A 26089-nucleotide genomic window follows, 5' to 3' on the forward strand; every position below is an offset into this window, starting at 1 on the left:
ACGAGCCGCGCCGCGCACCTCGCCGGCCGCGAACAGGCCGAGCGACAGGCGATCATCGACGCGCTGGAACACTGCTCGCACAACAAGGTTCAGGCCGCCCGGGAACTCGGGATCTCCCGGACCACGCTGTACGCGCGGATGCGGGCACTCGGGATCTGAGCCAGAACACCACACACATATTCCGGGGAACGTCGGCCTACCCGGTGATCGCGCTCCCGCCGTTGCGCAGGGCGTGACGAGCGAGGACCGTGATGAGATCGGTTTGGGTCACGATGCCGACGATGGCCGGCCCGTCGAGCACCGGCACCGCGTCACAGCCACGTTCGGCGAGCTGGGGTAGCAACGCGGCGATCGGCGTATCCCGATGTACCACCGGCAGATCCGTGGTCATGATGTCGGTGGCACACACCTCCGGAGCGGCGAACACCTCCGGAGCGGCAAACTCCTCCGGGGTGCCGCGCACCTCCGGAACTGTCGGGGTGAGCCCGGACTCGATGAGATCGATCTGGAACACCACCCCCGCGTACGCACCGTCGGCACCGACGACCGGCAGCGAGGTGAACCCGTGCTCACCGAAGAGATGCGCGAGTTCCGCGCGACCGGTTCGGGGAGCGACCGTCACGAGATCCCGGGACATCACCGACCCCACCACCTCCGGACCGGCGACGTGCCCGGCCGCCTGCAGTTCGGCGGCGCCGACCAGCCGGGCGAGGTCGGCGACGCCGAGGTTCAGTGACTGCTGATAGCGCGCCAGGATGTCGGTGAGTTCGTCCTCCCGGAGTCCCACCCGTTCGGCGGGGTCGGCGATCGGATCGAACTGCCGGAACGGGTAGCGACGCCCGGTGAGCCGACCGAATGCCACGGCGGTCACCACCAGCAGCACGGCGCCGACGGCGACCGGTGCCAGGGCGAAACGGAATCCGAGTTCACGCACGGTGTCGGGCGCCAGAGCCGCACTCATCGCCACCGCACCCGCGGGCGGATGCACTGCCCGGCACAGGATCATCGCCGTGACGGCCGCCCCGACCGCCAGCGCCACCCGCACCGCGGGCTCATCGACGACGAGCGTGATCCCGACGCCGACCACCGCCGAGACAACGCTGCCGACGACGACCGCCCACGGCTGGGCGAGTGGGCTGTTGGGCGCGGCGAACACGAGCACCGTCGTCGCACCGAACGGTGCGATGAGATACATCCCGAGGTGCAGATCCACCCCGGAGGACAGCATCACGACGCCGAGCACGCCGAGACCGAGACACGATCCGAGCCCTGCGCGCAACGCCTCACGCGGCGAACCCGCGCCGGTCGCCGGCCCGAGCCCGTGCGCAGCTCGCCCGAGGGCACCGGTGATCCTCGACAGCATCGTCGACCTCCCGGGATGAGGTGGGGTGTGAACCAATCACGCTAGGTCAGCGGCGCCCGGGCGCCGATGTCGGCACCTGTACAGCACGGTGTTCAGTTTCTGTACATCTCGACCGACCCATGCGGTGGCAGAAATAGAAGCAGGACCGAATATGACCCCCGTCACAACTGATCCGTCATTGATGACACCGCCATGTTCGCCCCCTTCCTTCATCACTGAGTCGAGCAGGAGCCCTCATGACCGCCGTCGCAACCGACCTCCTCCCCCGGGTACGGGATTTCATCTCGTCGGAGAAGAAGATGCTGATCGGGGGTGAGTGGGTGTCGGCGGAGTCCGGGCAGACGTTCGAGACCATCGATCCCGCCACCGCCCGCCCCATCACCAGCGTCGCTCACGGCGGTGCCGCCGACATCGATCGCGCGGTGCGCGCGGCCCGTGCCGCGTTCGACGAGGGCGCGTGGGTCCGGATGAAGCCCAACGAGCGGGAACGTCTGCTGTGGCGGGTGGGTGACATCCTCACCGAACGCGCCGAGGAATTCGGCCAGCTCGAGGCGCTCGACAACGGCAAGGCCGCGACCATCGCCACCGCCGTCGACACCAACTGGTCGGCCGACATCTTCCGCTACAACGCGGGTCTGGCCACCAAGATCACCGGCTCGACCGTGAACGTGTCGATGCCGTTCGTCCCGGGCGGCGAGTTCCACGCGTACACCCTGCGCGAGCCGGTCGGTGTCTGCGGACTCATCGTGCCGTGGAATTTCCCGCTGCTCATGGCGGCGTTCAAACTGGCACCCGCACTCGCCGCCGGCAACACCGTGATCCTCAAGCCGGCCGAGCAGACCCCGCTCACCGCCCTGCTGCTCGGTGAGGTCTTCCAGGAGGCGGGCTTCCCGCCCGGTGTGGTCAACATCGTCACCGGTTTCGGCGATGCGGGCGCTGCACTCTCGGCACACGACGACGTCGACAAGATCGCCTTCACCGGTTCGACCGAGGTCGGCAAGAAGATCGTCGACGCCGCCAAGGGCAACCTGAAGAAGGTCTCGTTGGAACTCGGCGGCAAGAGCCCCAACATCGTGTTCGCCGACGCCGACTTCGAGAAGGCCGTCGCCGGGTCGGTGGCCGCGTGGATGTTCAATCACGGCCAGTGCTGCGTCGCCGGTACCCGCCTGTTCGTCGAGCGCCCCATCTTCGACGACTTCACCGCCGCGGTCGCCGAGGCCGCATCGCAGGCCAAGATCGGGCCGGGTCTGGACCCCACCACCGAGCTCGGACCGCTGGTCAGCCAGGAGCAGTTCGATCGCGTCTCGGGGTATCTCGCGGCCGGCCTCGCCGACGGAGCTCGCGCATTGACCGGCGGAAAGCGTTGGGGCAATGAGGGGTTCTTCATCGAGCCGACCGTCTTCGTCGACGTCGAACCGGACTTCTCGATCGTGCGCGAGGAGATCTTCGGTCCCGTCGTCGCCGCCCTGCCCTTCGACGCCGACACCGGTGTCGCCGCGGCGGCAAACGATTCCATCTACGGCCTGGCCGCCGGGATCTGGACCCAGGACCTGTCCAAGGCCCACAAGACCGCCCGGGCGATCAAGGCCGGCTCGGTGTGGGTGAACCAGTACAACGGCTTCGACACCGCGATGCCCTTCGGCGGTTACAAGCAGTCCGGATGGGGCCGCGAGCTCGGCGGCTCGGCGATCGATCTGTACACCCAGACCAAGGCCGTCAACGTCGCCCTGTGAGAGTTCCACGCTGTGACAGTTCCGCTCTCTCCCAACACTTTTCTCCATGATCAATTCTCATCACTCACATAGGAGTAGTCGATGACCATCACCACCAAGGCCGCCGTCCTCACCGGCCCGGGCAAACCGTTCGAACTCGTCGAACTCGACCTCGAGGAGCCCCGCGAGGGTGAGGTACTCATCAAGTACACCGCTGCGGGACTGTGCCATTCCGACCTGCACCTCACCGACGGTGACCTGCCGCCGCGCTATCCCATCGTGGGCGGTCACGAGGGTTCGGGCATCATCGAGGCGGTCGGGCCCGGCGTCACCAAGGTCAAGGTCGGCGACCACGTGGTCTGCAGCTTCATCCCCAACTGCGGCACCTGCCGCTACTGTTCGACCGGCCGGCAGAACCTCTGCGACATGGGCGCCACCATCCTGGAGGGCTCCATGCCCGACGGATCGTTCCGATTCCATTCCGGCAAGGACGATTTCGGTGCGATGTGCATGCTCGGCACCTTCTCCGAGCGGGCCACCATCAGCCAGCACTCGGTGGTCAAGGTCGACGACTGGCTGCCGTTGGAGAAGGCGGTCCTCGTCGGCTGCGGCGTCCCGTCGGGCTGGGGCACCTCGGTCTACGCGGGCGGGGTGCGCGCCGGCGACACCGTCGTCATCTACGGCATCGGCGGCCTGGGCATCAACGCCGTGCAGGGTGCGGTGTCGGCCGGCGCCAAGTATGTCGTCGTCGTCGATCCGGTTGCGCTGAAGCGGGATACGGCCATCAAGTTCGGGGCGACGCATGCCTTCGCCGACGCCGAGGAGGCCGCGGCCAAGGTCAATGAGCTGACCTGGGGCCAAGGCGCCGATCAGGCTCTGATCCTCGTCGGCACCGTCGACGAACAGGTCGTCTCGAGTGCGACCGCGGTCATCGGCAAGGGCGGCACGGTGGTCATCACCGGACTGGCCGACCCCACCAAGCTCACCGTGCACGTCTCCGGCACCGACCTCACGCTGAATCAGAAGACCATCAAGGGGTCGCTGTTCGGCTCGGCCAACCCGCAGTACGACATCGTCAAACTGCTGCGCCTCTACGACGCCGGGCAGCTCAAGCTCGACGAACTGATCACCACCACCTACACACTCGATCAGGTCAACGAGGGCTACCAGGATCTTCGCGACGGCAAGAACATTCGCGGAGTGATCATCCACGACAGCTGAGTGATTCGGCGTCCACCGACCCGACCCGGACGCACCACGCCCCCGCTGGTGCGTCCGGGTCGTTCCATGTCGGTGACCGTCGAGCCCTGGGTACGCTGATCGCGTGATCAGTCCGGGAACGCTCGCCGCGGTGCGCACCGAACTCGGCAGAATCCGGACCAATCCGACCGACACGCTGCTGATGCTCGCCTTCAACTCGGCGATGGTGTTGGTCCTGTGGTTCGCGCTCCCGCGAACCTGGTTCTTCACCTTCACCGGCCCCGAGGGCCTTCCGTACGCACTCGCCGGCTGGATGTACGCCGACGTGTGCGCCACCAACGTGCTCGCCCCCGACCGCGAGCGGGTGTTGTCGAGTCTCGACGACCCGCGTGCGTTCGCCGAACTGTTGCGCTCCAAGGCCTTGGGGCTGTGGTTACTGGTCGGACCGGCGTGCGCGACGCTCGCGATCATCATCTCGCTCGTGTGGAATCGCAGTTGGCAGTTCACCACCGAGGTGGTCCTCGCCGTCGCCGTCGTTCCCCTTGGGGCCCTGGCGATGACGAGCCTGGTGGGCATCATGTTCCCCTACCATCTGCGGTCCCTGCGCTGGCGGTGGGAACACCGCCGACAGTTCAAGCAGGTCATCCTGCGGTGGCTCGTCCTGTTGGTCCTGCCCTACACGCTCTATCCGGTCGCCTTCGGGTTGATCGTCGCGCTGCCGGTGACGATCTGGCGTCTGTCCCGGCGCCTCGGATGGGACCGCGACCTGTCCACCATCGACTTCCTCGTCTGTGTCACGATGGCCGTGATCATCACCGCGCTGATGTGGACGCTGGCGCATCGCTTCGCGGTCGGCTGGGTTCGCCGCCACCGCGAGCGGGTGCGCGAGTACCTGCTCGACGTCGAGCGGGGTTGAGCCCGGTCGACGATTTCCAGCACCCGGTCGACGGAATCGGGCGCCCGCTCGGCGCAATTCAGTTCGGGGTGCGCAGTTCAGTTCGGGGTCTGCAGGGCCGCCGAGACCATCTCGGTCCATGCGGCGACGACCTGCGCACGTCGTGCGGAGTCGTCGGAGAGGGTGTCGGCCAGACCGAGGCCGCGGGCGAGGTCGAGGGTGACCTGCGCGATCCGGTGCACCCGCGGATCGGTGCCGTCGGGATCGAGCATCGAGGTGGTCATGCGGTGCGCCGCGTGGGCGAACTTGTCCTCCATCGGCAGGATCAGTCGACGCAGTGCCGGATCGGACGCGGCAGCGGCCCACACCTGCAGGGCCGCCTTGAACACGGTGCCGGTGTACAGCTCGACGGCCCGGTCGATCGCGGCGGATACCCTCGCGTTACCCTCCGGCAGTTCGGCTTTGGCCGCAGACGCCGATTCGGTCATGTCCTCGAAGATCTGCTCGAGTGCGGCGGTGATCAACGCCTCCCGCGTCGGGAAGTGGTGTTGCGCCGCGCCTCGGGACACCCCGGCGCGCTCGGCGACGGCCGCCACCGTGGCCGCCGACCACCCGTCACGGGCCAACGCGTCGATGGTCGCGTCGAGCAACCGTTCCCGGGTCAGCCTCGAGCGCTCCTGCTGTGGTTCGCGCGGACCGGCCGCCCGTGCCCCCGCGGTCACGGCGCCCGGCCGTCGGTGAGATCCCATGGGGGACGCCGTTTCGACAGAAACGCCGTCATGCCCTCCCGCGCCTCGTCGCTGCCGAACAACGCCGCCGACTCGGCTGCCCGCCGCTGCGCGTCGCGGTCGAAGACCGCCAGGATCGGCGCCGTGGTGAGTTCCTTCGACGCGGCCAGCCCCTGCGGCGAGGCCTTGCGGATGCCTCTCAGTACCTCCCCGAGTGTGGCGTCGAGGTCGTCGGCACCGTTGTGCGCCTGCGTGATCAGCCCGATGCGTTCGGCGACGGTGGCGTCGAACGTCTCCCCGGTGAGGTAGTAGCGGCCCGAGGAACGTGCGGTCATCTTCGGCAGCAGCACCACCGAGATCACCGACGGCGCCAGCCCCAGCCGGGCTTCGGTGAGCGCGAAACTGCATGCGGGACCGGCGAACACCATGTCGCAGGCGCCGATCAGCCCGAGCCCGCCGGCCCGCACGTGCCCGTCGATGCGGGCGATGACCGGCTTGCGCAGTTCCAGGATCGTGCGGAGCACCCCGAGCATCGCCTCGGTACCGGCCGCCGATGCCTCCTCCACACTCGCACCGCGCACCAGCGCCTCACCGAGATCGGCTCCGGCACAGAACGTGTTGCCGGTGTGGGTGAGCACCACCGCACGCACATCGGGATCACCTCCGGCGTGTGCGAGCCCGTCGAGAAGCTCGCCGACGAGCGCGGTGCCCAGGGCGTTACGATTCGCCGGCGAGTCCAGGGTGAGGGTGGCGATGCCGTCCTCGATCACGAGGTGCACGACTTCGGTTTGCTGATCGGTCACGTCGGGTCTTTCGTCGGCGGTGTCGGTCGGTTCGGTTCGGGTGTGTCGGGTCAGTACGACTTGGGCAGGCCCAGGCTGGTCTGGGACACGAAGTTCAGGATCATCTCACGACTGACCGGGGCGATCCGGGCGATCCGGGCCAGCGAGAGCATCGGCGCCAGGCCGTATTCGGTGGTCAAGCCGTTCCCGCCGAGCGAGTGCACGGCATGATCGACGATTTTCACACACGCCTCGGCCGCGGCGTATTTGGCCATGTTCGCCGGTTCGGCCGCACCCCAGTCGTCGCCCGCGTCGTAGAGCGTGGCGGCCTTCTGCATCATCAGCTTGGCCATCTCCAGCTCGATCTTGCCCTGCGCCAACGGATGTGCGATTGCCTGATGCGCGCCGATGGGGGTCTTCCACACGGTGCGGTCGGTGACGTACTCGACCGCCTTGCCGAGCGCGAAACGTCCCATCCCGATGGCCGATGCCGCGCCCATGATCCGTTCCGGGTTCAGTCCGGCGAACAACTGGCTCAGGGCGGCGTCCTCGGAGCCGACGAGTGCGTCCGACGGCAACCGGACGTCGTCGAGGTAGAGCAGGAACTGCTTCTCCGGGTTCTGCAGTTCCATGTCGATCTGCTTGTACTCGAAGTTGGGTGTGTCGGTCGGCACGATGAACAGCGACGGCTTGAGGTTGCCGGTCTTGGCGTCGGTGGTGCGCCCGACGATGAGGACCGCCTGCGCCTGGTCGACGCCGGAGATGTAGATCTTGCGGCCGTTGAGGATCCAGTCGGAGCCATCGCGACGCGCGGTGGTGGTGATGTGGTGCGAGTTGGATCCGGCGTCGGGTTCGGTGATTCCGAACGCCATGGTGATCGAACCGTCCGCCAGACCCGGCAGCCACCGCTGCTTCTGCTCGTCGGTGCCGAACCGGGCGATGACGTTGCCGCAGATGGCCGGTGACACGACCAGCATCAGCAGGCCGGTACCCGCGGCGGCGATCTCCTCCATCACGATCGACAGCTCGTACATCCCGGCACCGCCGCCGCCGTACTCCTCGGGCAGGTTCACCCCGATGAATCCGAGTTCGCCTGCCTCACGCCACAACTCGTCGGTCTTGCGGCCCTCGCGGGCGCATTCGCGGAAGTACTCCTGGCCGTACTTGCCGGCCAGACCGGCGACCGCTGCGCGTAGTTCGGCCCGCTCGGGGCTTTCGATGAAACTCATGGCGTGTTCCCCTCGGTGGATTCGATCGGTGTGACGGTGGTGTCGGTGCTGGTGTCTTCTGGGCCGGTGTTGTCTGGGCTGATGTCTTCTGGGCCGGTGTCATCGGGGCCCGTCTCCTCGCCGATGACGGCGAGGACGTCGCCGACCGCGAGCTGGCGGCCGGGTTCGACGGCCAGCGTGGTGACGACGCCGTCGGCGGGTGCGGAGACGGTGTGCTCCATCTTCATCGCCTCCAACCAGATCAGCGGTTGTCCGGCGGTGACCCGATCCCCTTCGGCGACAGCCACTCTGATCACCGCACCCGGCATCGGCGCCAACAGTGAGCCCGGACGTTGCACCGCCGTGGGATCGATGAAGCGCGGCGCGCGGCGCAGATGCACCGACCATCCGGGTCCGTCGACGAAGACCTCGTCCTGATCCGCTCCGGTCCGATCGGCCCCGTCGCGGTACCGGGCCACGCGCAGTTCGCGTCGTAGTCCGGTGCGGTCGGCGAGCACAACGGCTTCGGGTGTGGCCGTGAGCACCGACAGCCCCGGTGTATCCGGCAGCTCGATACCGTTGCGGCCGTGGCGGTATCGGACCCGGACCTCGGTGTCGTCGGCGCGCAGGTAGGTCTTGGTCTGATACCCCGAGGCCATGTTGCGCCACCCACTGGGCAGACTCGCCTGCACCCGGGCGCCAGCGCGGTTGGCTGAGGCATCGGCCAGTGCGGCCGCGATCCCCGCCATGGCCACCTCGTCGGCGCCGGCCGACGGTGCTGCCAGCGTGTCGAGGCCGACGGTGTCCAGATAGGCGGTGTCGGTGAGCCCGGACAGGAAGGTGGCATCGCGCAGGATGTTGACCAGCAGGTCGCGGTTGGTGATCGGACCGTGGATCGTGGCGTCGGCCAGTGCTCCGGCCAGCATCGCCGCCGCCCGCCCCCGGGTGGGCGCCCACGCGATGACCTTCGCCAGCATCGGATCGTAGAAGGTGGAGATCTCCGAGCCGCCGGCGATCGACGAGTCGACACGCACACCGGGCCGCAGCAGCGGCCCGAAAGTGCTTGCGGCACGGATATCGAAAGCGTGTACCCGCCCGGACTGCGGCTGCCACCCGGCGGCGGGGTCCTCGGCGTAGAGACGCACCTCGATCGCCGCACCGGTGGCGCGTGGCGCCTGGACGTCGAGGTGATCGCCCATCGCGATCCGCAGCTGCCACTCGACGAGATCGGTGCCCGTGGTCAGTTCGGTCACCGGATGTTCCACCTGCAGGCGGGTGTTGGTTTCCAGGAAGTAGAAGCGACCGGACTCGTCGGCGAGGAACTCGACGGTTCCGGCGCCGGTGTAACCGATCGCCTCGACCGCGGTTCGGGCTGCGGCATAGAGCTTCTCACGCATCGCCTCGCCCACCCGCTCGACGAGCGGGGCCGGCGCCTCCTCGACCACTTTCTGATGGCGGCGCTGGATCGAGCATTCCCGCTCTCCGACCGCCCACACCGCACCGTGGGTGTCGGCGAGCACCTGCACCTCGATGTGGTGTCCGCGTTCGACATACGGTTCGCAGAACACCGTCGGATCACCGAACGCCGATTGGGCTTCGCGTCGGGCGCCCTCCACCTGCTCGGTCAGGTCGGCGAGATCGCGGACGATCCGCATGCCACGGCCACCGCCACCCGCGGACGCCTTGATCAGCAGCGGCAGGTCGGAGTCGGCGACCGCGGCCGGATCGATGTCCCCGAGGACCGGCACACCGGCATCGGCCATCAGTTTCTTGGCGTTGACCTTGGAGCCCATCGCCGAGATCGCCGCGGGCGGCGGTCCGATCCAGATCAGGCCCGCGTCGAGCACGGCCTGGGCGAAGTCGGCGTTCTCCGAGAGGAATCCGTATCCCGGGTGGATCGCGTCGGCGCCCGCGGTGCGGGCGGCGGCAATGATCTGCTCGCCCTGCAGATACGTCTGGGCCGAGGTCGATCCGGGCAACCGGACCGCCACGTCGGCGGCGCGGACGTGCGGTGAGCCGGCGTCGGGGTCGGAGTACACCGCGACGGTACCGATACCCATCGCCCGGCAGGTGGTGAAGACGCGGCAGGCGATCTCGCCGCGGTTGGCGACGAGCACGCGCGAGATGGTGCCGGTCATGTCGTGCTGTACGGTCATGAAAGTCCTCACATCCGGAAGACGCCGAAGTTCGACGTCCCCTCGACGGGTGCACTGTGGATCGCCGAGAGGCTCAGCCCGAGGATCGTGCGGGTGTCACGCGGGTCGATCACCCCGTCGTCGTAGAGCATTCCGGACAGGAACGCCGGCACCGACTCCGCCTCGATCTGCGCCTCGATCATCTGCCGCATCGCCGCATCGGCGGCCTCGTCGACCACACCGCCGCGCGCCTCCGTGGCCGCGCGGGACACGATGGAGATGACCCCGGCCAGTTGCGCTGCGCCCATGACGGCGGATTTCGCACTGGGCCAGGCGAACAGGAACCGCGGATCGTAGGCCCGTCCGCACATCCCGTAGTGCCCGGCACCGTAACTGGCACCCATCAGTACCGACAGGTGCGGGACCTTGGAGTTCGACACCGCGTTGATCATCATCGAACCGTGCTTGATGATGCCGCCGCGTTCGTACTCCTTGCCGACCATGTAGCCGGTGGTGTTGTGCAGGAACAGAAGTGGCGTGTCGGAGCGGTTGGCGAGCTGGATGAACTGGGCCGCCTTCTGCGATTCCTGGCTGAACAACACGCCTTGCGCATTGGCCAGGATGCCGACCGGGTAGCCGTGGATGCGCGCCCACCCGGTGCACAGCGAGTTGCCGTATTCGGGTTTGAACTCGTCGAAGTCGCTGTCGTCGACGATGCGTGCGATCACCTCGCGCGGATCGAACGGGATCTTCAGGTCACCCGGCACGATGCCCAGCAATTCGTCGGCGTCGTAGCGTGGTTCGCGGATCTCGGCAACCGGTGACGGGCCAGATTTGCGCCAGTTCAGGCGGGCGACGATGCGTCGTCCGATGCGCAGCGCGTCCTGCTCGTCGGCGGCGTAGTAGTCGGCCAGGCCCGACTGTCGTGCGTGCAATTGTGCGCCGCCAAGGGATTCGTCGTCGCTGTCCTCACCGGTGGCCATCTTCACCAGCGGCGGGCCGCCGAGGAACACCTTCGACGCGTTCTCGATCATCACCACGTGGTCACTCATCCCCGGCACGTACGCACCGCCGGCAGTGGAGTTGCCGAAGACGATGGCCACCGTGGGGATTCCGGCCGCCGAGAGTCTGGTCAGGTCGCGGAACATCCGCCCGCCCGGGATGAAGACCTCTTTCTGGGTCGGCAGATCGGCACCGCCGGACTCCACCAGGGAGATCACCGGCAACCGATTGGCCAGGGCGATATCGTTGGTGCGCAGTATCTTCCGCAGTGTCCACGGATTGGAGGTACCACCCTTGACGGTGGGATCGTTGGCCACGATCATGCATTCGACACCCTCGACGACCCCGATGCCGGTCACCACCGAGGCACCGACGGTGAAGTCCGAACCGTACGCCGCGAGCGGGCACAGTTCAAGGAATGCCGAATCCTCGTCGACGAGCATCTCGATGCGTTCGCGGGCGATCATCTTGCCGCGCTTGCGGTGTCGTGCGACGTATTTCTCACCGCCGCCGGCGAGCGCCTTGTCGAGTTCGGCCTGCAGGTCGTCGAGTTTGCCGAGCAGACCCTCCCGATTGGCCTGATATGCCTGCCCCGCCGTGTCGAGCGTGGAACGGATCGCCGTCATCGGATGCTTCCCCTCACTGCTGATAACCCAGTCGTTTGGCCGCGAGGCCGGTCAGGATCTCGGTGGTGCCACCGCCGATCCCGATGATCCGCATGTCGCGGTACTGCCGCTCCACCTCGGTGCCGGTCATGTAACCGAGTCCGCCGAAGAGCTGAACCGCCTTGTCGGCCACCCACTGACCGGTCTCCACCGCGGTGTTCTTGGCGAAGCACACCTCGGCGATGAGGTCGTCGCCGGAGGCGATCTTGCGTTCGACGACGGCCCGGGTGTAGGTGCGGGCCACGTCGATCCGCCGGGCCATCTCGGTCAGCGTGTCCTGCACCGACTGTCGCGCGATGATCGGTTTGCCGAAGGTCTCGCGCTGCCGCGCCCAGTCCAGGGTGAGATCCAGGCAACGTTGCGCACTGGCGTAGGCCTGAACCGCCAGCGACGACCGTTCGGTGACGAAGGCCGCGGCGATCTGGGCGAATCCCGAGTTCTCCGGTCCGACCAGGTTCTCCACCGGCACCCGTACGTCGACGAAGGACAGTTCGGCGGTGTCCGAGCAGCGCCAGCCCATCTTGTCGAGTTTGCGGGTGACGGTGAATCCCGGTGTGCCCTTGTCGATCACCAGCAGCGACACGCCGGAGGCGCCGGGGCCGCCGGTGCGGACGGCGGTGACCACGAAGTCGGCGCGCACCGCGGAGGTGATGTAGGTCTTGGCACCGTTGACCACATAGTGATCGCCGTCGCGCTCGGCGCGGGTGGTCAGATGCCCGACGTCGCTGCCGCCGCCGGGTTCGGTGATCGCGAGACTCCCGATCATCTCACCGGCCAGGGTGGGGCGCACCCATCGGTCGATCTGGGCGGGGTCTCCGGCGGCGATCAGGTGCGGCAGGGCGATGCCGTGGGTGAACAGCGATGCGAACACACCACCTGCGGCACCCGCGTAATGCAGTTCCTCGCCGAGGATCGAGGCGTCGACGAGATCGCCGCCACTGCCACCGACCTCCTCGGGTATGCCCAGCCCGAACAGACCGAGTTTCGCTGCCTCCCGGTGGATCTCGCGCGGGATCTCACCGGTCTTCTCCCACTCGTCCTGGGCGGGCAGGACATGACGGGTCACGAAGCCGCGCACGGTTTCCCGCAACGCGCGTCGTTCGTCGCTGTCCCAGAGGTCACTGGTGATCGGCATGTGTTCAGTCCTGACCGGTTGTCGTTGGGCTGGTGGCATTCTCGAGGAATCTCAGTGGGATCGGCACCGGCCGCGAGCGCAGCCACTCCCCCATCCCCTTGGCCTGCGGATCGAAGCGCACGTTGTCGGCGACCCCGCGCCCGAGCACGCCCTCGATGACGAAGTTGACCGCCAGCAGGTTGGGCAGCCGATACCGATGCACGGTGAGGTCGGCGACCTCGGGGAGCAAGGTCGTCAGCAGATCGGTGTCGAGTGTGGCGTCGAGCCACTCGAAATGATCCGGATCACGCACCCACACACCGATGTTCGCGCTGCCACCCTTGTCGCCGCTGCGCGCGCCCGCCAGGGTGCCCAGAGGCATCATCCCGGTGGGCTCGGGGTCGGGTGCGGCGCCGCCGGGCGCACGGTTGACCGGCTCGTCGGCCTCGACCGTCGTGCGCAGCGGACTGGGCTCGATGCGCTCGACCACACCGTCGGGCAACGCAACCCGATGTTCGACGGCCGCTGCGTCGACATATCCGGGTTCGAACACGCCGTAAGGTGAGCCGTGTCCGGGTGGTGCGGTCATGCTGAATCCGGGGTAGCTGGCCAACGCGAGTTCGACTGCGGCCGAGGAGAACGCGCGGCCCACCGTGGCGGCGTCGGGGTCGCGGGCGACACAGCGCAGCAGCGCTGAGGCCTGCTCCTCGGTGGTGGCGTCGTCGCGGTCGAGTCGCGAGAGCTCCCACGTGATCTGTTCGGGCTCGGTGGGCAGGGCCGCGAGGAATTGACTCTTGAACAACTCCGCCTTGGCCTCGATGTCGAGGCCGGTGAGGATCATGGTGATCTCGTTGCGCACACCTGCAAGGTGATTGAGCGAGACCTTGGTGGTGTTCGGCGGCGCCTCACCACGCACTCCGGTGATCGCGACCCGATCGTCCCCCTGCTGGGTGAGGGCGATGGTGTCGAGTCGGGTGGTGACGTCCGGGCCGAGATAACGCGGACCGCCGACCTCGTAAAGCAGTTGTGCGGTCACCGTTCCGACGGTCACCGCACCTCCGGTACCGGCATGTTTGGTGATCACCGAAGAACCGTCGGCGGCGATCTCGGCGATCGGGAAACCCAGATGCCCGGCGCTCGGGGAGTCGGTGAGGCCGAGTTCGGTGAAGAACGCGTAGTTGCCGCCGGTGGCCTGGGCGCCGCATTCGATGACGTGTCCGGCGACGACCGCGCCGGCGAGTGCATCGAGGTCGTCATATCCCCAGTCGAAGGCACTCGCGGCCGGACCGACGGTGAGCGAGGCGTCGGTGACGCGGCCGGTGACGACGATGTCGGCGCCGGCGTCGAGTGCGGTCTTGATCCCGAAGGCACCGAGGTAGGCGTTGGCGGTCAACGGTTTTCCCAGACCCAGTTCGGCGGCCCGGTCGAGGAGGTCGTCGCCGTCGACGAAGGCCACGCCGACGTTCACGCCCACCTTCTCGGCGAGTTCTCGCAGGGCGACGGCGAGTCCGTGCGGATTGAGGCCACCCGCGTTGGACACGATGCGCACGCCCTTGTCGACGGCGAGGCCGAGGCACTCCTCCATCTGACGCAGAAATGTCTTGGCGTAGCCGGTTTTCGGGTCCTTGATGCGATCGCGGCCGAGGATGAGCATGGTGAGCTCGGCGAGGTAATCGCCGGTGAGGTAGTCGAGTTCACCGCCCTCGAGCATCTCCCGCATCGCCGAGAAACGGTCGCCGTAGAACCCCGACGCATTACCGATACGGACCGGATTCGGAGTCATCTATCGACCTTCTGTCGAGGGTGCGGGAATGTTCGAAGGCTCGCGCCCGGCGCCGGGCGGTCCGGCGAAACACTGTGCGATCGTGGACCATTCACGGGCATTGTCCCCGACGATCTCCAGATCGAGGTCGGCCGGGGCACGACGCTGGGTGACCAGTTCACAGAAATCGACAGCCGGGCCGCGCACCACATCGGTGGCGTCGGCGGGTCCCCACGTCCACAGGTCCCCCGACGGCGCGGTGATCTCGAAGCGGAACGGCGTGGCCGGCGGCGTCCTTCCGTTGACGGCGTAGGCGAAGTCACGGGTGCGTACGCCGATGTGCACGACCGCCTTGATGCGGTCGGTGGGCGGAAGCGTCACGCCGAGCGCGTCGGCGACGTCGAGGCCGTGGGCCCACGTCTCCATCAGCCGTGCGGTGGCCATCGAGGTCGCCGACATGGGCGGCCCGAACCATGGGATCTTCGTCCCCTCGGGCGCCGCGAGCAGCGCACGGCCCAGCGACTCGCGCGCCGTCCGCCACTGCGTGAGCAGGTCGGCGGGAGACATCTGTGCGCCCTTCTCCGCGGCCGCGTCGACGAAACCGGCCGGATCCTTCATGGCCTCGCGGGCGATCTCGGCAAAAGCCTCCGGATCGGTGGCGGCGACCGCGGCCACCTCATCGGTCCACCCCAGATGCGCGATCTGGTGGGCGATGGCCCACCCGGGCGCGGGCGTGGGGGTCGCCCACCCGTCCGCGTCGAGGTCGGCGACCAGGTCATCGAGTTCCGCCGAGGCGGCGGCGAGGTCGGCGACGACCTCCTGCACGAGCGACATGCGACCAGCGTCACACGCGACCATCAAAAAATCAAGCGCGCATGATTGTTTTCTCCGCGACGGCGCTCCTCTCCTCGCCGACAGCGCTCGCCAGATCTTCGACAGCGCCTTCCTCGTCGCATCGCCACCGGTTCGCGACCTGCGTCACACCCGGTGAACGCCGCACGGACGTCACCGAGATCGGGTGATAGGACTGAGCAATGACCGATATGTCACCCAGCTCCACGACGGTTCGCGACCCACTGTCGGTGTTCCATGTCGGCGGCCTGACGGTGTCCGGCACCCAGGCGAGCGCGCAACAACAACTCTGCGCACAATTCGCCGACCACCGGGGCCGAATCGACCTCCCGGCGTTCGGCGTCCTCTTCGACCACATCGGTGGCATCCCCTTCCACCTCGCGGGCACGCGGTCGGGCGCACTGAGCATGCAGGCACGGCTGACCATGTCGGCGCTGGGACACGTCGACGTCGACGACCGGCTCACCTGCGACGCGCAGCTCGCCATGCACGACGACCACACCGGCGTCACCCCGGTACAGATCCGGACCGAGGCCGGCCAATTGTGCTGCATCGGGACGGCGCGGAACATGCGCGTCGGTCGTGCCACCACCGACGGCACCACCGAGACTCCGGTGTTCGACGTCCCGAATTGTGCTGATGCCCAAGGTGTTCTACTTCCCGAGGCGCTACCGCCCACGCTCGACGGGCGCGACGTGGTTGCCCAGATCTCGGCGCGGGTCCGCGACGCCGGCCCGCTGACCACCCTGCTCAACGGCGGCGTCGATCTCGTCGACGACGACGGTGCCATTCGATTCACGGCGACTACCGAGCCGTGGATGGGCAATGTCTTCGGCACGATGCACGGCGGCGTCATCGCCACCATCGTCGGCCAGGCCTTCTCGTTCGCCGGCCAGGCGCTGGCCCCGGCCGGTGCCGATTACCGGGTCGCCGACATGTCGGTCGGGTTCTTCCGGTCGCCCGCGGTGCACGGCGGTGACGTCATCGTCGAGGTGACCCCGGTCAAGACGGGCCGGCGTGTGGCGGCTCTTGCCGCGCGCATGACCGCACACGACGGATTGCTGCTGTGCGAGGGCGTCGCCGACATCCACTTCCGCTGATCCGCTGCGCACGACGGGGCGTTCGCGCCGTTGTCGACGGCTGATCGCACTGATATCGTTTGGTACGAAAGGGGCTGATGTTACCAATGTTGCAGATGAAGTTCACTCACCGACGCGCCGCACTCGGCGCGTGCCTGACCCTCGGAGCATGCGCGTTCGCTCCACTGGCTGCGGGCACCGCTGCGGCGGCTCCGCAGACCACCCCGCAGGACGTCCGCACCCTCGACGCGTCGCAGCAGACGCCGACCATCGGCGTCAGCCGCTCGGGCGCGATGCCGACGGGCGGATTCGTCGCACCGCTCGCAGCAGCGGCAACCGGCGCGGACTCGACCGTCGTCTGGCTCGAGCCCATGCCCAAGGACGCGTGCGCAACCTCGCTCAGCGATGCGAAAGTCGCGGTGAGCTGGAAGAACACCTCGGCTCACACCAGCGACGATGCCACCTTCCCGGCGTGCTCGGCCGGTAAACCCGCACTCAGTCCGGAGCTGAAGACCGGTCCGGGAACCCTGGAGTTCACGGTGACCGTGCTCGGCACGGGTGGCGACACCTTCACCCTCTCCCCCGGCACCGCGACGATCCAGCGCTGACACCTCACCCGACGGCGCTCTCGGCACACCCGAGGGCGCCGTCGGCGGGTTGAGGCCCGACCCGTCCGACGTCCCAGTAGACAATTCTGGAAATCTGTAAACACCGGGCTGGAACACGTTCTAGATTTGGGGCATGGCCGAGACCGTGACCCAGCTGCTCCTCGAACGCGCCGACGACGACAACGTCGCCATCATCGACGACGACACGCGCCGTACGTGGCGCGACCACATCGCCGACGCCCGCCGAATGGCCTCGGCGGTACTCTCCCTCGCCGACCCGCAGCGGCCGATGCACGTCGGCACACTGCTCGGAAACACCCCAACCATGTTGACCGCGCTGGCCGCCGGGGCCCTCGGCGGCTACGTCACCGCGGGCATCAACAACACCCGCCGCGGCGAGGCACTTGCCGGCGACATCGCCCGCGCCGACTGCCAGATCTTGCTGACCGACGCCGAACATCGCGATCTCCTCACCGGGCTCGACTTGCCCGGAGTCACCGTCATCGACACCTCCACCGCGGATTGGTCGCACCGCGTCGACGCGGCCGGCGAGCTGGTTGCCTACTCGACGCCGGGCGCGATGGACCCGTTCATGCTCATCTTCACCTCCGGCACGAGCGGAAACCCCAAGCCGGTTCGGCTGGCGCACATGCTGATTCCCTTCGCCGGCCCTCCCCTGGTCGACAAGTTCGGCATCACCTCCGATGACATCTGCTATCTGTCGATGCCGCTGTTCCACTCGGCCGCGCTGCTCGGCGGGTACAGCGTCGCCGCCACCGCGGGCGCGGCAATCGTCCCGGCCCGGTTCTCCGCGTCGACCTTTCTCGACGACGTCCGCCGCCACGGCGTGACGTTCATGAATTACGTGGGCAAACCGCTCGCCTACATCCTCGCCACCCCCGAACAACCCGACGACGCCGACAATCCGCTGCGCGCGGCCTTCGGCAATGAGGCCACCGATCAGGACATCGCCGACTTCGCCCGGCGTTTCGATTGCAGCGTGTGGGACGGTTACGGGTCGAGTGAGCTCGCCATCATCGTCACCCGTGAACCCGGCACCCCACCCGGCTCCATCGGCAAGGGCTTTCCCGGTGTAGCCGTGTACGATCCGGCCACCACCACCGAATGCGCACGCGCACGCTTCGACGCGGGCGGCGCGCTGATCAACGCCGACGAGGCCATCGGTGAACTCGTGAACACCTCGGGCGCAGGCATGTTCACCGGGTACTACAACGACGAGGCCACCACCGGCGAACGGCTCCGCGACGGCATGTACTGGTCGGGTGACCTCGCCTACAAGGACGACAACGACTGGATCTATCTGGCCGGCCGCACCGGCGACTGGATGCGCGTCGACGGGGAGAACATGACAGCCGGACCCATCGAGCGTGTCCTGCAACGTATTCCGGGGATCAGTCAGGTCGCCGTCTACGGGGTCCCCGACGACCGGGTCGGCGACGCGGTGATGGCGGCGATCGTGCTCGACGACGACGCGTCCATCGATCCCGACGACTTCGCCGCCGCGCTCGCCGCCCAACCCGATCTCTCCCCCAAGGCCTGGCCCCGATATGTGCGGATCGCGACGACGCTGCCGACGACGGCCACCAACAAGATCGTCAAACGGCAACTGAAGTCCGAGGGTGCGGTCCCCGGCGGCGGAACGCTCTGGGTGCGCCCGGCCCGCGCACGCACCTACCACGTGTCGACCGCGACCCCGGCGCCGGCATGACCGGTGCGGTTCCAGACTCCCCAGACACTGTCGCCCCAGGCCCTTCCACCCCGGACCCCGACACCGACCGTCCGCAGCTGACCGAGCTCGGCTACTACGCGCTGTCCCGGCATCCGGTGCGTCCGGCCGAACTCGTCGACGAGGCAGCGCATGCCGAACACCTCGGCCTGGGAACGGCATTCGTCTCCGAACGCTTCAACGTCAAGGACGCCGCGGTGTTGAGCGGGGCGCTCGCGGCGGCGACCACCCGCCTCGGCCTGGCCACCGCGGCGACCAATCACACCACACGCCACCCGATCGTCACCGCCACCATGGCCGCCACGCTCGACGAGGTGTCGTCGGGGCGGTTCGCGCTCGGGCTGGGACGAGGGATCACACCGCAGTGGCAGATCCTCGGCCTGCCCACGATCACCGGCGCAGGCATCGAGGACGCGGTCGGCGTGCTGCGCCGGCTGTGGTCGGGTGAGATGATCGTCGGCCACGACGGACCGTCCGGCTCGTATCCCCTGTTGTCCCTGGGCATCACACTCGATCCACCACCGCCGGTGCTGCTGGTGACCATGTCGCCGAAGACGCTCGACCTCGCCGGGCGCATCGCCGACGGCGTTGTCCTGCACACCTTTCTCACCGCCGACGCCACCCGCGCCGCGGTCACCCGCGTGCGCACCGCCGCCGAGGCATCCGGCCGCGACCCGGACTCGGTGCGCATCTGGTCGGTACTGGCCACCGTCCCCGACGACCTCGACGCCGACGACCGGTCACGCCGCCTCCACGGGCGTCTCGCCACCTATCTGCAGGGCTACCCGGAGGTGCTCGTCGGCGCGAACGATTGGGACACCGTGGATCTGGATCGCATCCGGGCCACCGCCGCATTCACCGACGCTCGCGGGCCGATCGACGCGAGCGCCACCGAGGCGCAACTCGACGAACTTGCCGGCGCAATCCCGGACTCGTGGGTGGCCGACTGTGCGGTCGGCTCGCCACGGGCCTGCGCAACCGCGGTTGCCGACCAGTTCGACCTCGGCGTCGACTCGGTGATCCTGCATGGCGTGGCCCCCACCGAGATCGACGACATCGTCGGCGCGTATCGCACGCTGGACCGCCGTCCGCGACACCCGTTGCCCACCAATCCCGGCCGAGGACACCATTCATGACCGTCACCGACATCCCCACCGCCGTCGAGCACCTCACGCCGGCACTTCTCACCGAATTGCTGGCCGACTCCGGTCACCACGCGGTGGTCCGTACCGTCGAGGCCACGCCGGTCGGCACCGGCCAGATGGCCGACTCCTTGCGCCTCCGAATGACATTCGACGGCCCGACCGAGCTGCCGTCGACCATGATCGCCAAACTGGCGACCGGGGATCCGGGCCAACGCGAGTTCGCCTCGGGTGCGTTCCGCAACGAGGTCACGTTCTATCGGGAACTGGCCACGGAGTTCGCCGTTCCCGTCCCCGCCTGCTACGCCGCGGCCCTGTCGGAGAGCTGCAGCGAGTTCGTGGTGCTGCTCGAGGACATGGGTGGGGCGCGTCAGGGCGACCAGATCGCCGGCTGCACCGCCGGGCAGGCAGAGGCGGTGGCCCTCGCGGCTGCGGGCCTGCACGCTCCCCGATGGAACGATCCCGCTCTGCTGCAACGCTTTCCCCTGCCCACCTCCGACGACCGGGAGCTGATGGACTCGGTCCTCGCGCCGATGACCGCCCAGTACCGCGACCGGTTCCGCCCGGGTGCGGCGGAGAACGAGTTGCTGGACTGGCTGGTCGAGCATGCCGGCGCCTGGCTGGTCGCACCGACCTCGCACACCGCGCTCATCCACGGTGACATGCGGATCGACAACGTGCTGTTCGGGGCGGACGGCGCGGTCACCGTCGTCGACTGGCAAACCATCACCACGGGATCGGCGTTGCGTGACATCGCCTTTCTGCTCGTCACGAGCCTCGACGTCGAGGACCGGCGCGCACACGAACGTGACATCGTCGCCGCCTACCACCGACGTCTCGTCGAACTCGGGGTGCGCGACTACACCGCCGAGACGTGCTGGGCGGACTATCTCGTCAATCTCATCCAGGCACCGCTGATCGTCGTGTTCGGAGCCGGTGCCGCCCGCCCGACCGCCCGCGGTGACGCCATGTTCGCCGCCATGGCGCATCGCGCCGCCGTCGCGCTCGCCGACCTCGCGCCGGAGATGCCCCGGTGACCCCGGCCCTCACCACGGTGTTCGGCGCCACCGGTTTCCTCGGTGCGCGGGTGGTCGGTCGCCTCCTGGCTCAGGCAAGCAGCAGCCGGACCGGCGCCGAGCCTGGCGCAGCGGTGCGGGTGATGGTGCGGCCGGGCTCGGACACCTCGATGCTCGACGACCTCGACGTCGAGATCGTCGTCGGCGAACTCGACGACGCCGACGCGGTGTCGCGGGCGATGTCGGGTGCCGCTCGGGTGATCTACTCCGTCGTCGACACCCGCGCGTGGATTCGTGATCGGAAACCGCTGTGGCGCACCAATGTCGAGATCCTGCGCGGGGTCCTCGACGTCGCCGCCCGCCACGATCTGGAACGGTTCGTCTACACCTCGAGTATGTGCACCATCGGTCGGGTGCGGGGTCGGCCGGCGTCGGAGAGCGATGCGTTCAACTGGGCCTCGACCGCGAATGCCTATGTGCTGTCGCGGGTTGCGGGCGAGCGCACGGCGCTCGACGCCGCCGGGCGTGGCGTGCCGGTGGTCGCGATGTGTGTCTCCAACACCTACGGCCCCGGCGACGTCAAACCCACCCCGCACGGAGCCTTCGTGGCCGGAGCCGCCTTGGGCAAGTTGCCGTTCGGGCTGCGCGGGATGTGCGCGGAAACGGTCGGCGTCGACGACGCCGCCGAGGCACTGATCCGGGCCTCCCGCGGCGGCCGGATCGGCGAACGCTACATCGTCAGCGCCGACTACCTCGACCTCGGGGAGATCATCCGGATCGCCGCCGACGAGGCGGGCGTCGCGCCCCCGCGACCGACGTTGCCCCGCCCGGCGATGTACGCGCTCGGAGCCGGCGGCGATCTCCGATCGCGGATCACCGGGACACCACAACGACTGTCGGTGGACACGGTGCGATTGATGCATTGCATGTCGCCCATGGATCACCGGCGGGCGAGCGACGAATTCGATTGGCATCCGGGCTCTGTCGAGGACTCTGTGCGGGCCGCGGCCCGCTATTGGGTACAGCGTCGAGCCGCCCGACGCGAGGTCACACGCTGACCGGTCGGAACCACCTCACACGGGCAGTGCACCGATGTCGGCATCGGCGGAGCCGAAATGCCGGTAGGTCGCGAGTTCACGGGCCCGGCGTCCGCGCCATTCGAGGTAGCGGTCGGCCACCGGGGTCCGGCCGAGGACCCGATGGCCGACGGTGTTGCGCACCCACGCCGCACCGAATGCCCACGGAAGGCGTTGCGGCAGTAGGAGATCCCGCATGCCACGGGGCCCGAGGAATCCTTCGAGCATGCTCAGCAACCGTTCCCGCGTATAGCGCGCGGCGAGATCGGGAGTGTGCCGGTAGTGCAGTTCGGATTGCGCGTCGACCAACGCCCTGGACAACTCACCTCCGGCGTCGGTGACCCCGGTCTGGCACAACAGGATCGCATAGCTGAGTTGATGCTGATCACGTTCGTGGTCGAACAACCAGTCCTCGTCGACGCCGATGAGCCAGCCCACGTACTTCCACAGGTGCATGATCGCGCGGGACTGTTCGGCGTCGACGGGCACACCGAGGGATCGCACGCCCATCATGAGCGCGCCACTGAAGAGGTTGAGGGTGGAGGCGAGATCGGTCTGGTTGATCGGCAGCCCCCACTGCGTGGCATCCCAGCGCCCGTTCTTCTCGAAGGCCTCGTTGACCAGCGCGTGCATCAGCCGGACGTGCACGGTGAGTTTCCACCCGTCGCCGTCGCGGGCCATGCCGCCGGGTGCGCCCACCGCGATCGCCCACGTCTGGGTCTCGCCGAGCCGACGTGTCGCGCTACTGCGGGCCAGCCCGCCGGTCTCGGCGAGCAGGTCGACCGGCCCGCCGAAGCGGTAACCGCCGATCAGGGACAGGGCGAGCAGGACGTCGTTGGCGTTTCGTCCGAACCGCCGGAAGACCTGTGCGCCATACTCGACGAGTTCCGGGTCGACCCACGACGGCGTGGCCTCGACGCGGGTGAAGAACTCGCGCAACGCGGTGGGTGCGTCGTCGGGGACACCGTCCTGCAGGGCTCGGTGGACCGCGCGCATCGAGACACGATCGGGATGTTCCCGAGGTAGGCGCATCGCCGCGACCAGCGCCGCCGCCGGTTCGTCGCGCATCATCAGCCGCCTGCCGAGCAGCGACATCTCCTCGGCCGTCGGCTCACGCAGGCGCCAATACGCGCGCAACGGCCGCCCGATCCGCCGGCCACGGTCGGGTGACGCCCGGAATCGGCGGGGTGGTTGGAGATCCTGCGGCACCACAGCGGTCATGAGACGAAACTAGCAATGAGTCTCACCGGGATCAACCACACTCGGTCAGGTCAGCAGGTCGGCGAGCTCACTCATGTCGTAGGGCGCGGTGGCGCCGTGATCCCGATAGGCGACGAAGGTGGGTTGGTGCGGATCGTATCGTCCGATGAAACCACCTGCGGCGCTGAAGATCTGACCGGTGATCTCCGACGCCGCCGCACTGGCGAGGAAGGTGTAGAGCGGTGCGACGTACTCGGGTGGAGCCGGATCGAGCGCGGCATCTCGGGTGAACTCGTCGAGAATGCCCCGCTCATGCAGGCTTTCGATGTGCCGCACGTACTCCGGCCCCGACGACAACCGCGACTTGGCTCCCGGCATCACGACGTTGACGCGCACACCGAGATCGCGCAGATCACCGGCCGCGGCGAGCGCGAGTGCGTTCACCCCACCCTTCGCGGCGGGATATCCACTGCCACCGAAGGTTCCGAGCGACGCGGCCGAGCCGGTGAGCACGATCGATCCCGACTCCTGCTCGGCGAACACCCGTCCGGCGATCGAGGTGACGTGGAACGCGCTCATCAGGTGAGCGTCGATCTGTTCCCGGAACTGGTCCTCGGTGATCGTCAGGACCGTCGACCCCGGCGGCTCGGCGATCCCGGCACAGTTGATGGCGATGTCGAGTGCACCGAACCCGGACAGCGCGGCGTCGGCCATCTTCTCCACGACGCCGGCGTGTCCGGCCGGCCCACACACCCCGACCGCCTGCCCACCACCGCCGACGATCTCCTCGACGGTCGCGGCCACGGCCTCGTCGTCGCGTCCGTTGATCACCAGCGAGACCCCACGCCCGGCGAGTGCGTACGCCACCGAGAGGCCGATACCCCGGGTGGCACCCGCGAGCATCGCCACCCGGCCGGCCAGATCGAGTTCGACCATCACACCCCGCTGGTGATCGGAGTGATCGGCAGCGCGGTGACCGGGACCGAGCGGCCGCGGTCGGTGAAGCCGAAGTCGGCGCCGGAACTGAACCGGGTGATCGCCACCTCGCCGCTCTCGGGCTGTTCGACGTCGCCGAGCGCGAACCGCACACTGAGCCCGCTGCCGGTGGACGTGCGCCCGGTACGTGCGCACTCGGTGACCACCCACCTCGGGTCCACGGCCACACCGATCGCGCGCAGCGGTTCGATGCGGTCGTGGGTCAGCAGGGTGATCCATCCGCCGTCGGTCCGTGCGTCGGACTCGCCGGGGATCGTCACCACGACCTCGTCCCCCACGACATCGACCTCGATCCCGGTGTAGCGGCGGGGTCCGAGCACCGGCACCAACGCGATCACCTGCGCGAGCGCTGCGGCGTCGGTTCCCAGCCGCAGCGCCCGCCGCAACCGATCCGCCGACAACCCCGCGATGCCGGTGAACTGTTTGCCGAAGATCTCGCGCGCCTGCTCGTCGGAGTCGGCGTGGCGACGCACGCTCGTCCAGAAACCCAATGCGAGCAATTGGTGTTGGAGGGCAACCTCTTCGGCGATTCGCGCCAACGCGGAGTGCGACCACTCCCGGAACTGCAGGTCCGCGACGAGCGGTCCGCGATAGTCGACGAACCCGTCGTCGGCGTCCGGATCGATCGCCACCAGCTCGATCTGCGCGGCACGTGTGGTGAACATCGTCTCGGCGTCGGCCGGCAGTGGGAGTTCGTCACGGTCGGGTTCGATCGTCACCGTCCACGCGCAGTGCGGGTGCCGGTCGGCCGGACGACGCGGCGGCCGATGGATCGGCCGGATGCGGGCCCGCCGATTGGTGGCGATCGCGGTCGCGTCGAATGTCGGGTCCTCGATGTCGTGGCACATCGCGGTGACGTACTCGTCGCCGAGCGGCTCGACATCCATCAACGCGCCACAGTGATTCAGCACGAACGCACCGTGGTGGTGGTCGGTGACCTCGTAGCGGAAGTCCATGAACTGCGGGGGCGCCCCGATGTCGAGTTGCAGGCATTTGAACATGTCCTCGACGCCGTCACCGTCGATACCCAACGCGGTCCGCATCCGGTGGGTGTAGACAGGGCTGGCGGCCATCCATTCCTCGATGGCCACCTGTGCCATCGTGTCCCGGCCGAAGGCGCTGATGAGGTGCGCCATTCCACTGCGATCGATGAGTTGCCCCGACAACAGCAGCTCCGGAATGAGGTCGGCGAGCTGGTCGCCGGACAGATCGGAGTAGGTGCGGGCCGGAATCTCTTGGGCTGTATCGGTCATGGGTTCAGGTCACCAGAAGGGCACCGGCGCCTTGCCGAACGGATACCAGCCCGGCTGATCACCGGTAGCCTTCTCGATCCGTTTGAGCATGCCGTCGCTCATCGCATTGTTCTTCAGCATCTCGATGAACAGGGCGGAGACGTTGCCGTAGTCGAAGAAGTCACGCTGCCAGGAGAACTGGAAGTTCCCGGCATACTTGAACCAGCTCCCCTGGATGCCTTCGAGCGCATAGTGGGAACCGTCGTCGCGGGTGCCGGAATAGATCTGCTTCCATAGTCCGATCATCGAGCCGGTGCGATCGTCGATCACCCATTCCTGATACGGGTAGGTCCAGCCCTCGAGGCCCTCCATCTCCTGCCCGAGCGCGATCTCACGGATCTCGTCGCGTCCGACGGCCATGAAATCCTTGTCGGGGCCGTAGTTCCAGCCGTAGGTGGCGTCCTCGGTGTAGAACTCCGCCAACGGTTTCCAGTCGCCGGCTGCCTCGGCGTCGATGTTGGCCTGCAGCCAGCGCTGCTTCATCTCGTCCAGTTCGGCACGATCGAAAGGCATGA

23 protein-coding genes are annotated in these 26089 nt (G+C 68.0%); 10 read left to right on the plus strand and 13 right to left on the minus strand.

From position 1 onward, the window contains the following. On the plus strand, window positions 1-159 hold a 159-nt coding region (locus tag B1964_RS18010; RefSeq protein WP_139765785.1), incomplete at its 5' end, for a helix-turn-helix domain-containing protein. A 37-nt stretch (window positions 160-196) separates the two neighbouring features. Here the strand turns inward: B1964_RS18010 and B1964_RS18015 are convergent. After that, complete coding sequence (locus B1964_RS18015; RefSeq protein ID WP_079930721.1) at window positions 197-1363, minus strand: HPP family protein; 1167 nt, start codon at window positions 1361-1363, stop codon at window positions 197-199. A 236-nt stretch (window positions 1364-1599) separates the two neighbouring features. Here B1964_RS18015 and B1964_RS18020 point away from each other — a divergent pair, with 236 nt between their 5' ends. The 3 genes from B1964_RS18020 to B1964_RS18030 all read left to right on the plus strand — a co-directional run bounded on the left by B1964_RS18020 (window position 1600) and on the right by B1964_RS18030 (window position 5191). Then, the gene (locus B1964_RS18020; protein WP_079930722.1) at window positions 1600-3096 is read left to right on the plus strand and encodes an aldehyde dehydrogenase family protein; all 1497 of its coding nucleotides are present in this window, start codon (window positions 1600-1602) and stop codon (window positions 3094-3096) included. Between the two features lie 81 nt (window positions 3097-3177). Next, window positions 3178-4296 carry an NDMA-dependent alcohol dehydrogenase gene (locus B1964_RS18025; RefSeq protein WP_006367836.1) on the plus strand — a complete coding sequence of 373 codons (1119 nt, stop codon included), beginning with the start codon at window positions 3178-3180 and terminating at the stop codon, window positions 4294-4296. 103 nt (window positions 4297-4399) lie between these two features. After that, entirely contained in the window at window positions 4400-5191 is a 792-nt protein-coding gene (locus tag B1964_RS18030) for a hypothetical protein (protein ID WP_006367835.1), read from the plus strand. Between the two features lie 77 nt (window positions 5192-5268). Here B1964_RS18030 and B1964_RS18035 read toward each other — a convergent pair whose 3' ends face one another. The 8 genes from B1964_RS18035 to B1964_RS18070 are packed head-to-tail and all read right to left on the minus strand — an operon-like array spanning window position 5269 to window position 15400. Continuing rightward, window positions 5269-5892, minus strand: coding sequence for a TetR/AcrR family transcriptional regulator (locus B1964_RS18035; protein ID WP_006367834.1), 624 nt, complete (start codon window positions 5890-5892; stop codon window positions 5269-5271). Next, window positions 5889-6701: an enoyl-CoA hydratase family protein gene (locus B1964_RS18040; protein ID WP_079930723.1), complete on the minus strand. Its 813-nt coding sequence runs from the start codon at window positions 6699-6701 to the stop codon at window positions 5889-5891. The genes B1964_RS18035 and B1964_RS18040 overlap by 4 nt, the downstream gene beginning before the upstream one ends. A gap of 50 nt (window positions 6702-6751) precedes the next feature. Beyond that, a complete protein-coding gene (locus B1964_RS18045) occupies window positions 6752-7909 on the minus strand; it encodes an acyl-CoA dehydrogenase family protein (protein WP_006367832.1) in 1158 nt (385 codons plus the stop codon). Beyond that, on the minus strand, window positions 7906-10044 hold the full coding sequence (locus B1964_RS18050; RefSeq protein ID WP_079930724.1) for a biotin carboxylase N-terminal domain-containing protein: 2139 nt from the start codon (window positions 10042-10044) through the stop codon (window positions 7906-7908). The genes B1964_RS18045 and B1964_RS18050 overlap by 4 nt, the downstream gene beginning before the upstream one ends. Before the next feature lie 8 nt (window positions 10045-10052). Continuing rightward, window positions 10053-11651, minus strand: coding sequence for an acyl-CoA carboxylase subunit beta (locus B1964_RS18055; protein WP_079930725.1), 1599 nt, complete (start codon window positions 11649-11651; stop codon window positions 10053-10055). Between the two features lie 13 nt (window positions 11652-11664). Beyond that, window positions 11665-12825, minus strand: a complete 1161-nt coding sequence (locus B1964_RS18060) for an acyl-CoA dehydrogenase family protein (protein ID WP_006367829.1) — start codon at window positions 12823-12825, stop codon at window positions 11665-11667. Window positions 12826-12829: 4 nt separating this feature from the next. Then, window positions 12830-14587, minus strand: a complete 1758-nt coding sequence (locus B1964_RS18065; protein ID WP_079930726.1) for an acyclic terpene utilization AtuA family protein — start codon at window positions 14585-14587, stop codon at window positions 12830-12832. Beyond that, window positions 14588-15400, minus strand: coding sequence for a TIGR03084 family metal-binding protein (locus B1964_RS18070; protein ID WP_079930727.1), 813 nt, complete (start codon window positions 15398-15400; stop codon window positions 14588-14590). 200 nt (window positions 15401-15600) lie between these two features. On the opposite strand from B1964_RS18070, the gene B1964_RS18075 reads away from it, so the two are divergent. From B1964_RS18075 to B1964_RS18100, 6 genes are all read left to right on the plus strand, one after another. Beyond that, a complete protein-coding gene (locus B1964_RS18075; protein WP_079930728.1) occupies window positions 15601-16518 on the plus strand; it encodes a PaaI family thioesterase in 918 nt (305 codons plus the stop codon). Between the two features lie 95 nt (window positions 16519-16613). Beyond that, on the plus strand, window positions 16614-17105 hold the full coding sequence (locus tag B1964_RS18080; protein WP_253194054.1) for a hypothetical protein: 492 nt from the start codon (window positions 16614-16616) through the stop codon (window positions 17103-17105). A gap of 133 nt (window positions 17106-17238) precedes the next feature. Beyond that, window positions 17239-18834: a fatty-acid--CoA ligase FadD1 gene (gene fadD1, locus B1964_RS18085; RefSeq protein WP_079930730.1), complete on the plus strand. Its 1596-nt coding sequence runs from the start codon at window positions 17239-17241 to the stop codon at window positions 18832-18834. Beyond that, window positions 18831-19988: a TIGR03857 family LLM class F420-dependent oxidoreductase gene (locus B1964_RS18090; protein ID WP_079930731.1), complete on the plus strand. Its 1158-nt coding sequence runs from the start codon at window positions 18831-18833 to the stop codon at window positions 19986-19988. Before fadD1 ends, B1964_RS18090 begins: the two co-directional genes overlap by 4 nt. Then, a complete protein-coding gene (locus B1964_RS18095) occupies window positions 19985-21031 on the plus strand; it encodes a phosphotransferase (protein ID WP_079930732.1) in 1047 nt (348 codons plus the stop codon). The genes B1964_RS18090 and B1964_RS18095 overlap by 4 nt, the downstream gene beginning before the upstream one ends. Continuing rightward, on the plus strand, window positions 21028-22068 hold the full coding sequence (locus B1964_RS18100; RefSeq protein WP_079930733.1) for an NAD-dependent epimerase/dehydratase family protein: 1041 nt from the start codon (window positions 21028-21030) through the stop codon (window positions 22066-22068). Before B1964_RS18095 ends, B1964_RS18100 begins: the two co-directional genes overlap by 4 nt. Window positions 22069-22083: 15 nt before the next feature. On the opposite strand, the gene B1964_RS18105 is transcribed toward B1964_RS18100, so the two are convergent. The 4 genes from B1964_RS18105 to B1964_RS18120 are packed head-to-tail and all read right to left on the minus strand — an operon-like array spanning window position 22084 to window position 26087. Further along, entirely contained in the window at window positions 22084-23307 is a 1224-nt protein-coding gene (locus B1964_RS18105; protein WP_079930734.1) for an oxygenase MpaB family protein, read from the minus strand. A gap of 45 nt (window positions 23308-23352) precedes the next feature. After that, window positions 23353-24222 (minus strand): SDR family oxidoreductase, encoded by an 870-nt coding sequence (locus tag B1964_RS18110; protein ID WP_139765786.1) that lies wholly within the window; start codon window positions 24220-24222, stop codon window positions 23353-23355. Further along, window positions 24222-25535, minus strand: a complete 1314-nt coding sequence (locus B1964_RS18115; RefSeq protein WP_079930735.1) for a hypothetical protein — start codon at window positions 25533-25535, stop codon at window positions 24222-24224. Before B1964_RS18115 ends, B1964_RS18110 begins: the two co-directional genes overlap by 1 nt. A 9-nt stretch (window positions 25536-25544) precedes the next feature. Next, the gene (locus B1964_RS18120; protein WP_014361063.1) at window positions 25545-26087 is read right to left on the minus strand and encodes a nuclear transport factor 2 family protein; all 543 of its coding nucleotides are present in this window, start codon (window positions 26085-26087) and stop codon (window positions 25545-25547) included. Between the last annotated feature and the right edge of the window lie 2 nt (window positions 26088-26089).

Origin of the sequence: Gordonia sp. i37 (assembly GCF_002043085.1) — a bacterium.
Classification (GTDB): domain Bacteria; phylum Actinomycetota; class Actinomycetes; order Mycobacteriales; family Mycobacteriaceae; genus Gordonia; species Gordonia polyisoprenivorans.

Excerpts from the sequence above, each read along its gene's own strand:
- B1964_RS18115 (WP_079930735.1), bottom strand. The coding sequence starts at position 25,535 with ATGACCGATACAGCCCAAGAGATTCCGGCCCGCACCTACTCCGATCTG.
- B1964_RS18025 (WP_006367836.1), top strand. The coding sequence starts at position 3,178 with ATGACCATCACCACCAAGGCCGCCGTCCTCACCGGCCCGGGCAAACCG.
- B1964_RS18120 (WP_014361063.1), bottom strand. The coding sequence starts at position 26,087 with ATGCCTTTCGATCGTGCCGAACTGGACGAGATGAAGCAGCGCTGGCTG.
- B1964_RS18050 (WP_079930724.1), bottom strand. The coding sequence starts at position 10,044 with ATGACCGTACAGCACGACATGACCGGCACCATCTCGCGCGTGCTCGTC.
- B1964_RS18090 (WP_079930731.1), top strand. The coding sequence starts at position 18,831 with ATGACCGGTGCGGTTCCAGACTCCCCAGACACTGTCGCCCCAGGCCCT.
- B1964_RS18105 (WP_079930734.1), bottom strand. The coding sequence starts at position 23,307 with ATGACCGCTGTGGTGCCGCAGGATCTCCAACCACCCCGCCGATTCCGG.
- B1964_RS18070 (WP_079930727.1), bottom strand. The coding sequence starts at position 15,400 with ATGTCGCTCGTGCAGGAGGTCGTCGCCGACCTCGCCGCCGCCTCGGCG.
- B1964_RS18045 (WP_006367832.1), bottom strand. The coding sequence starts at position 7,909 with ATGAGTTTCATCGAAAGCCCCGAGCGGGCCGAACTACGCGCAGCGGTC.
- B1964_RS18110 (WP_139765786.1), bottom strand. The coding sequence starts at position 24,222 with ATGGTCGAACTCGATCTGGCCGGCCGGGTGGCGATGCTCGCGGGTGCC.
- B1964_RS18060 (WP_006367829.1), bottom strand. The coding sequence starts at position 12,825 with ATGCCGATCACCAGTGACCTCTGGGACAGCGACGAACGACGCGCGTTG.
- B1964_RS18065 (WP_079930726.1), bottom strand. The coding sequence starts at position 14,587 with ATGACTCCGAATCCGGTCCGTATCGGTAATGCGTCGGGGTTCTACGGC.
- fadD1 (WP_079930730.1), top strand. The coding sequence starts at position 17,239 with ATGGCCGAGACCGTGACCCAGCTGCTCCTCGAACGCGCCGACGACGAC.
- B1964_RS18075 (WP_079930728.1), top strand. The coding sequence starts at position 15,601 with ATGACCGATATGTCACCCAGCTCCACGACGGTTCGCGACCCACTGTCG.
- B1964_RS18095 (WP_079930732.1), top strand. The coding sequence starts at position 19,985 with ATGACCGTCACCGACATCCCCACCGCCGTCGAGCACCTCACGCCGGCA.
- B1964_RS18015 (WP_079930721.1), bottom strand. The coding sequence starts at position 1,363 with ATGCTGTCGAGGATCACCGGTGCCCTCGGGCGAGCTGCGCACGGGCTC.
- B1964_RS18055 (WP_079930725.1), bottom strand. The coding sequence starts at position 11,651 with ATGACGGCGATCCGTTCCACGCTCGACACGGCGGGGCAGGCATATCAG.
- B1964_RS18080 (WP_253194054.1), top strand. The coding sequence starts at position 16,614 with ATGAAGTTCACTCACCGACGCGCCGCACTCGGCGCGTGCCTGACCCTC.
- B1964_RS18020 (WP_079930722.1), top strand. The coding sequence starts at position 1,600 with ATGACCGCCGTCGCAACCGACCTCCTCCCCCGGGTACGGGATTTCATC.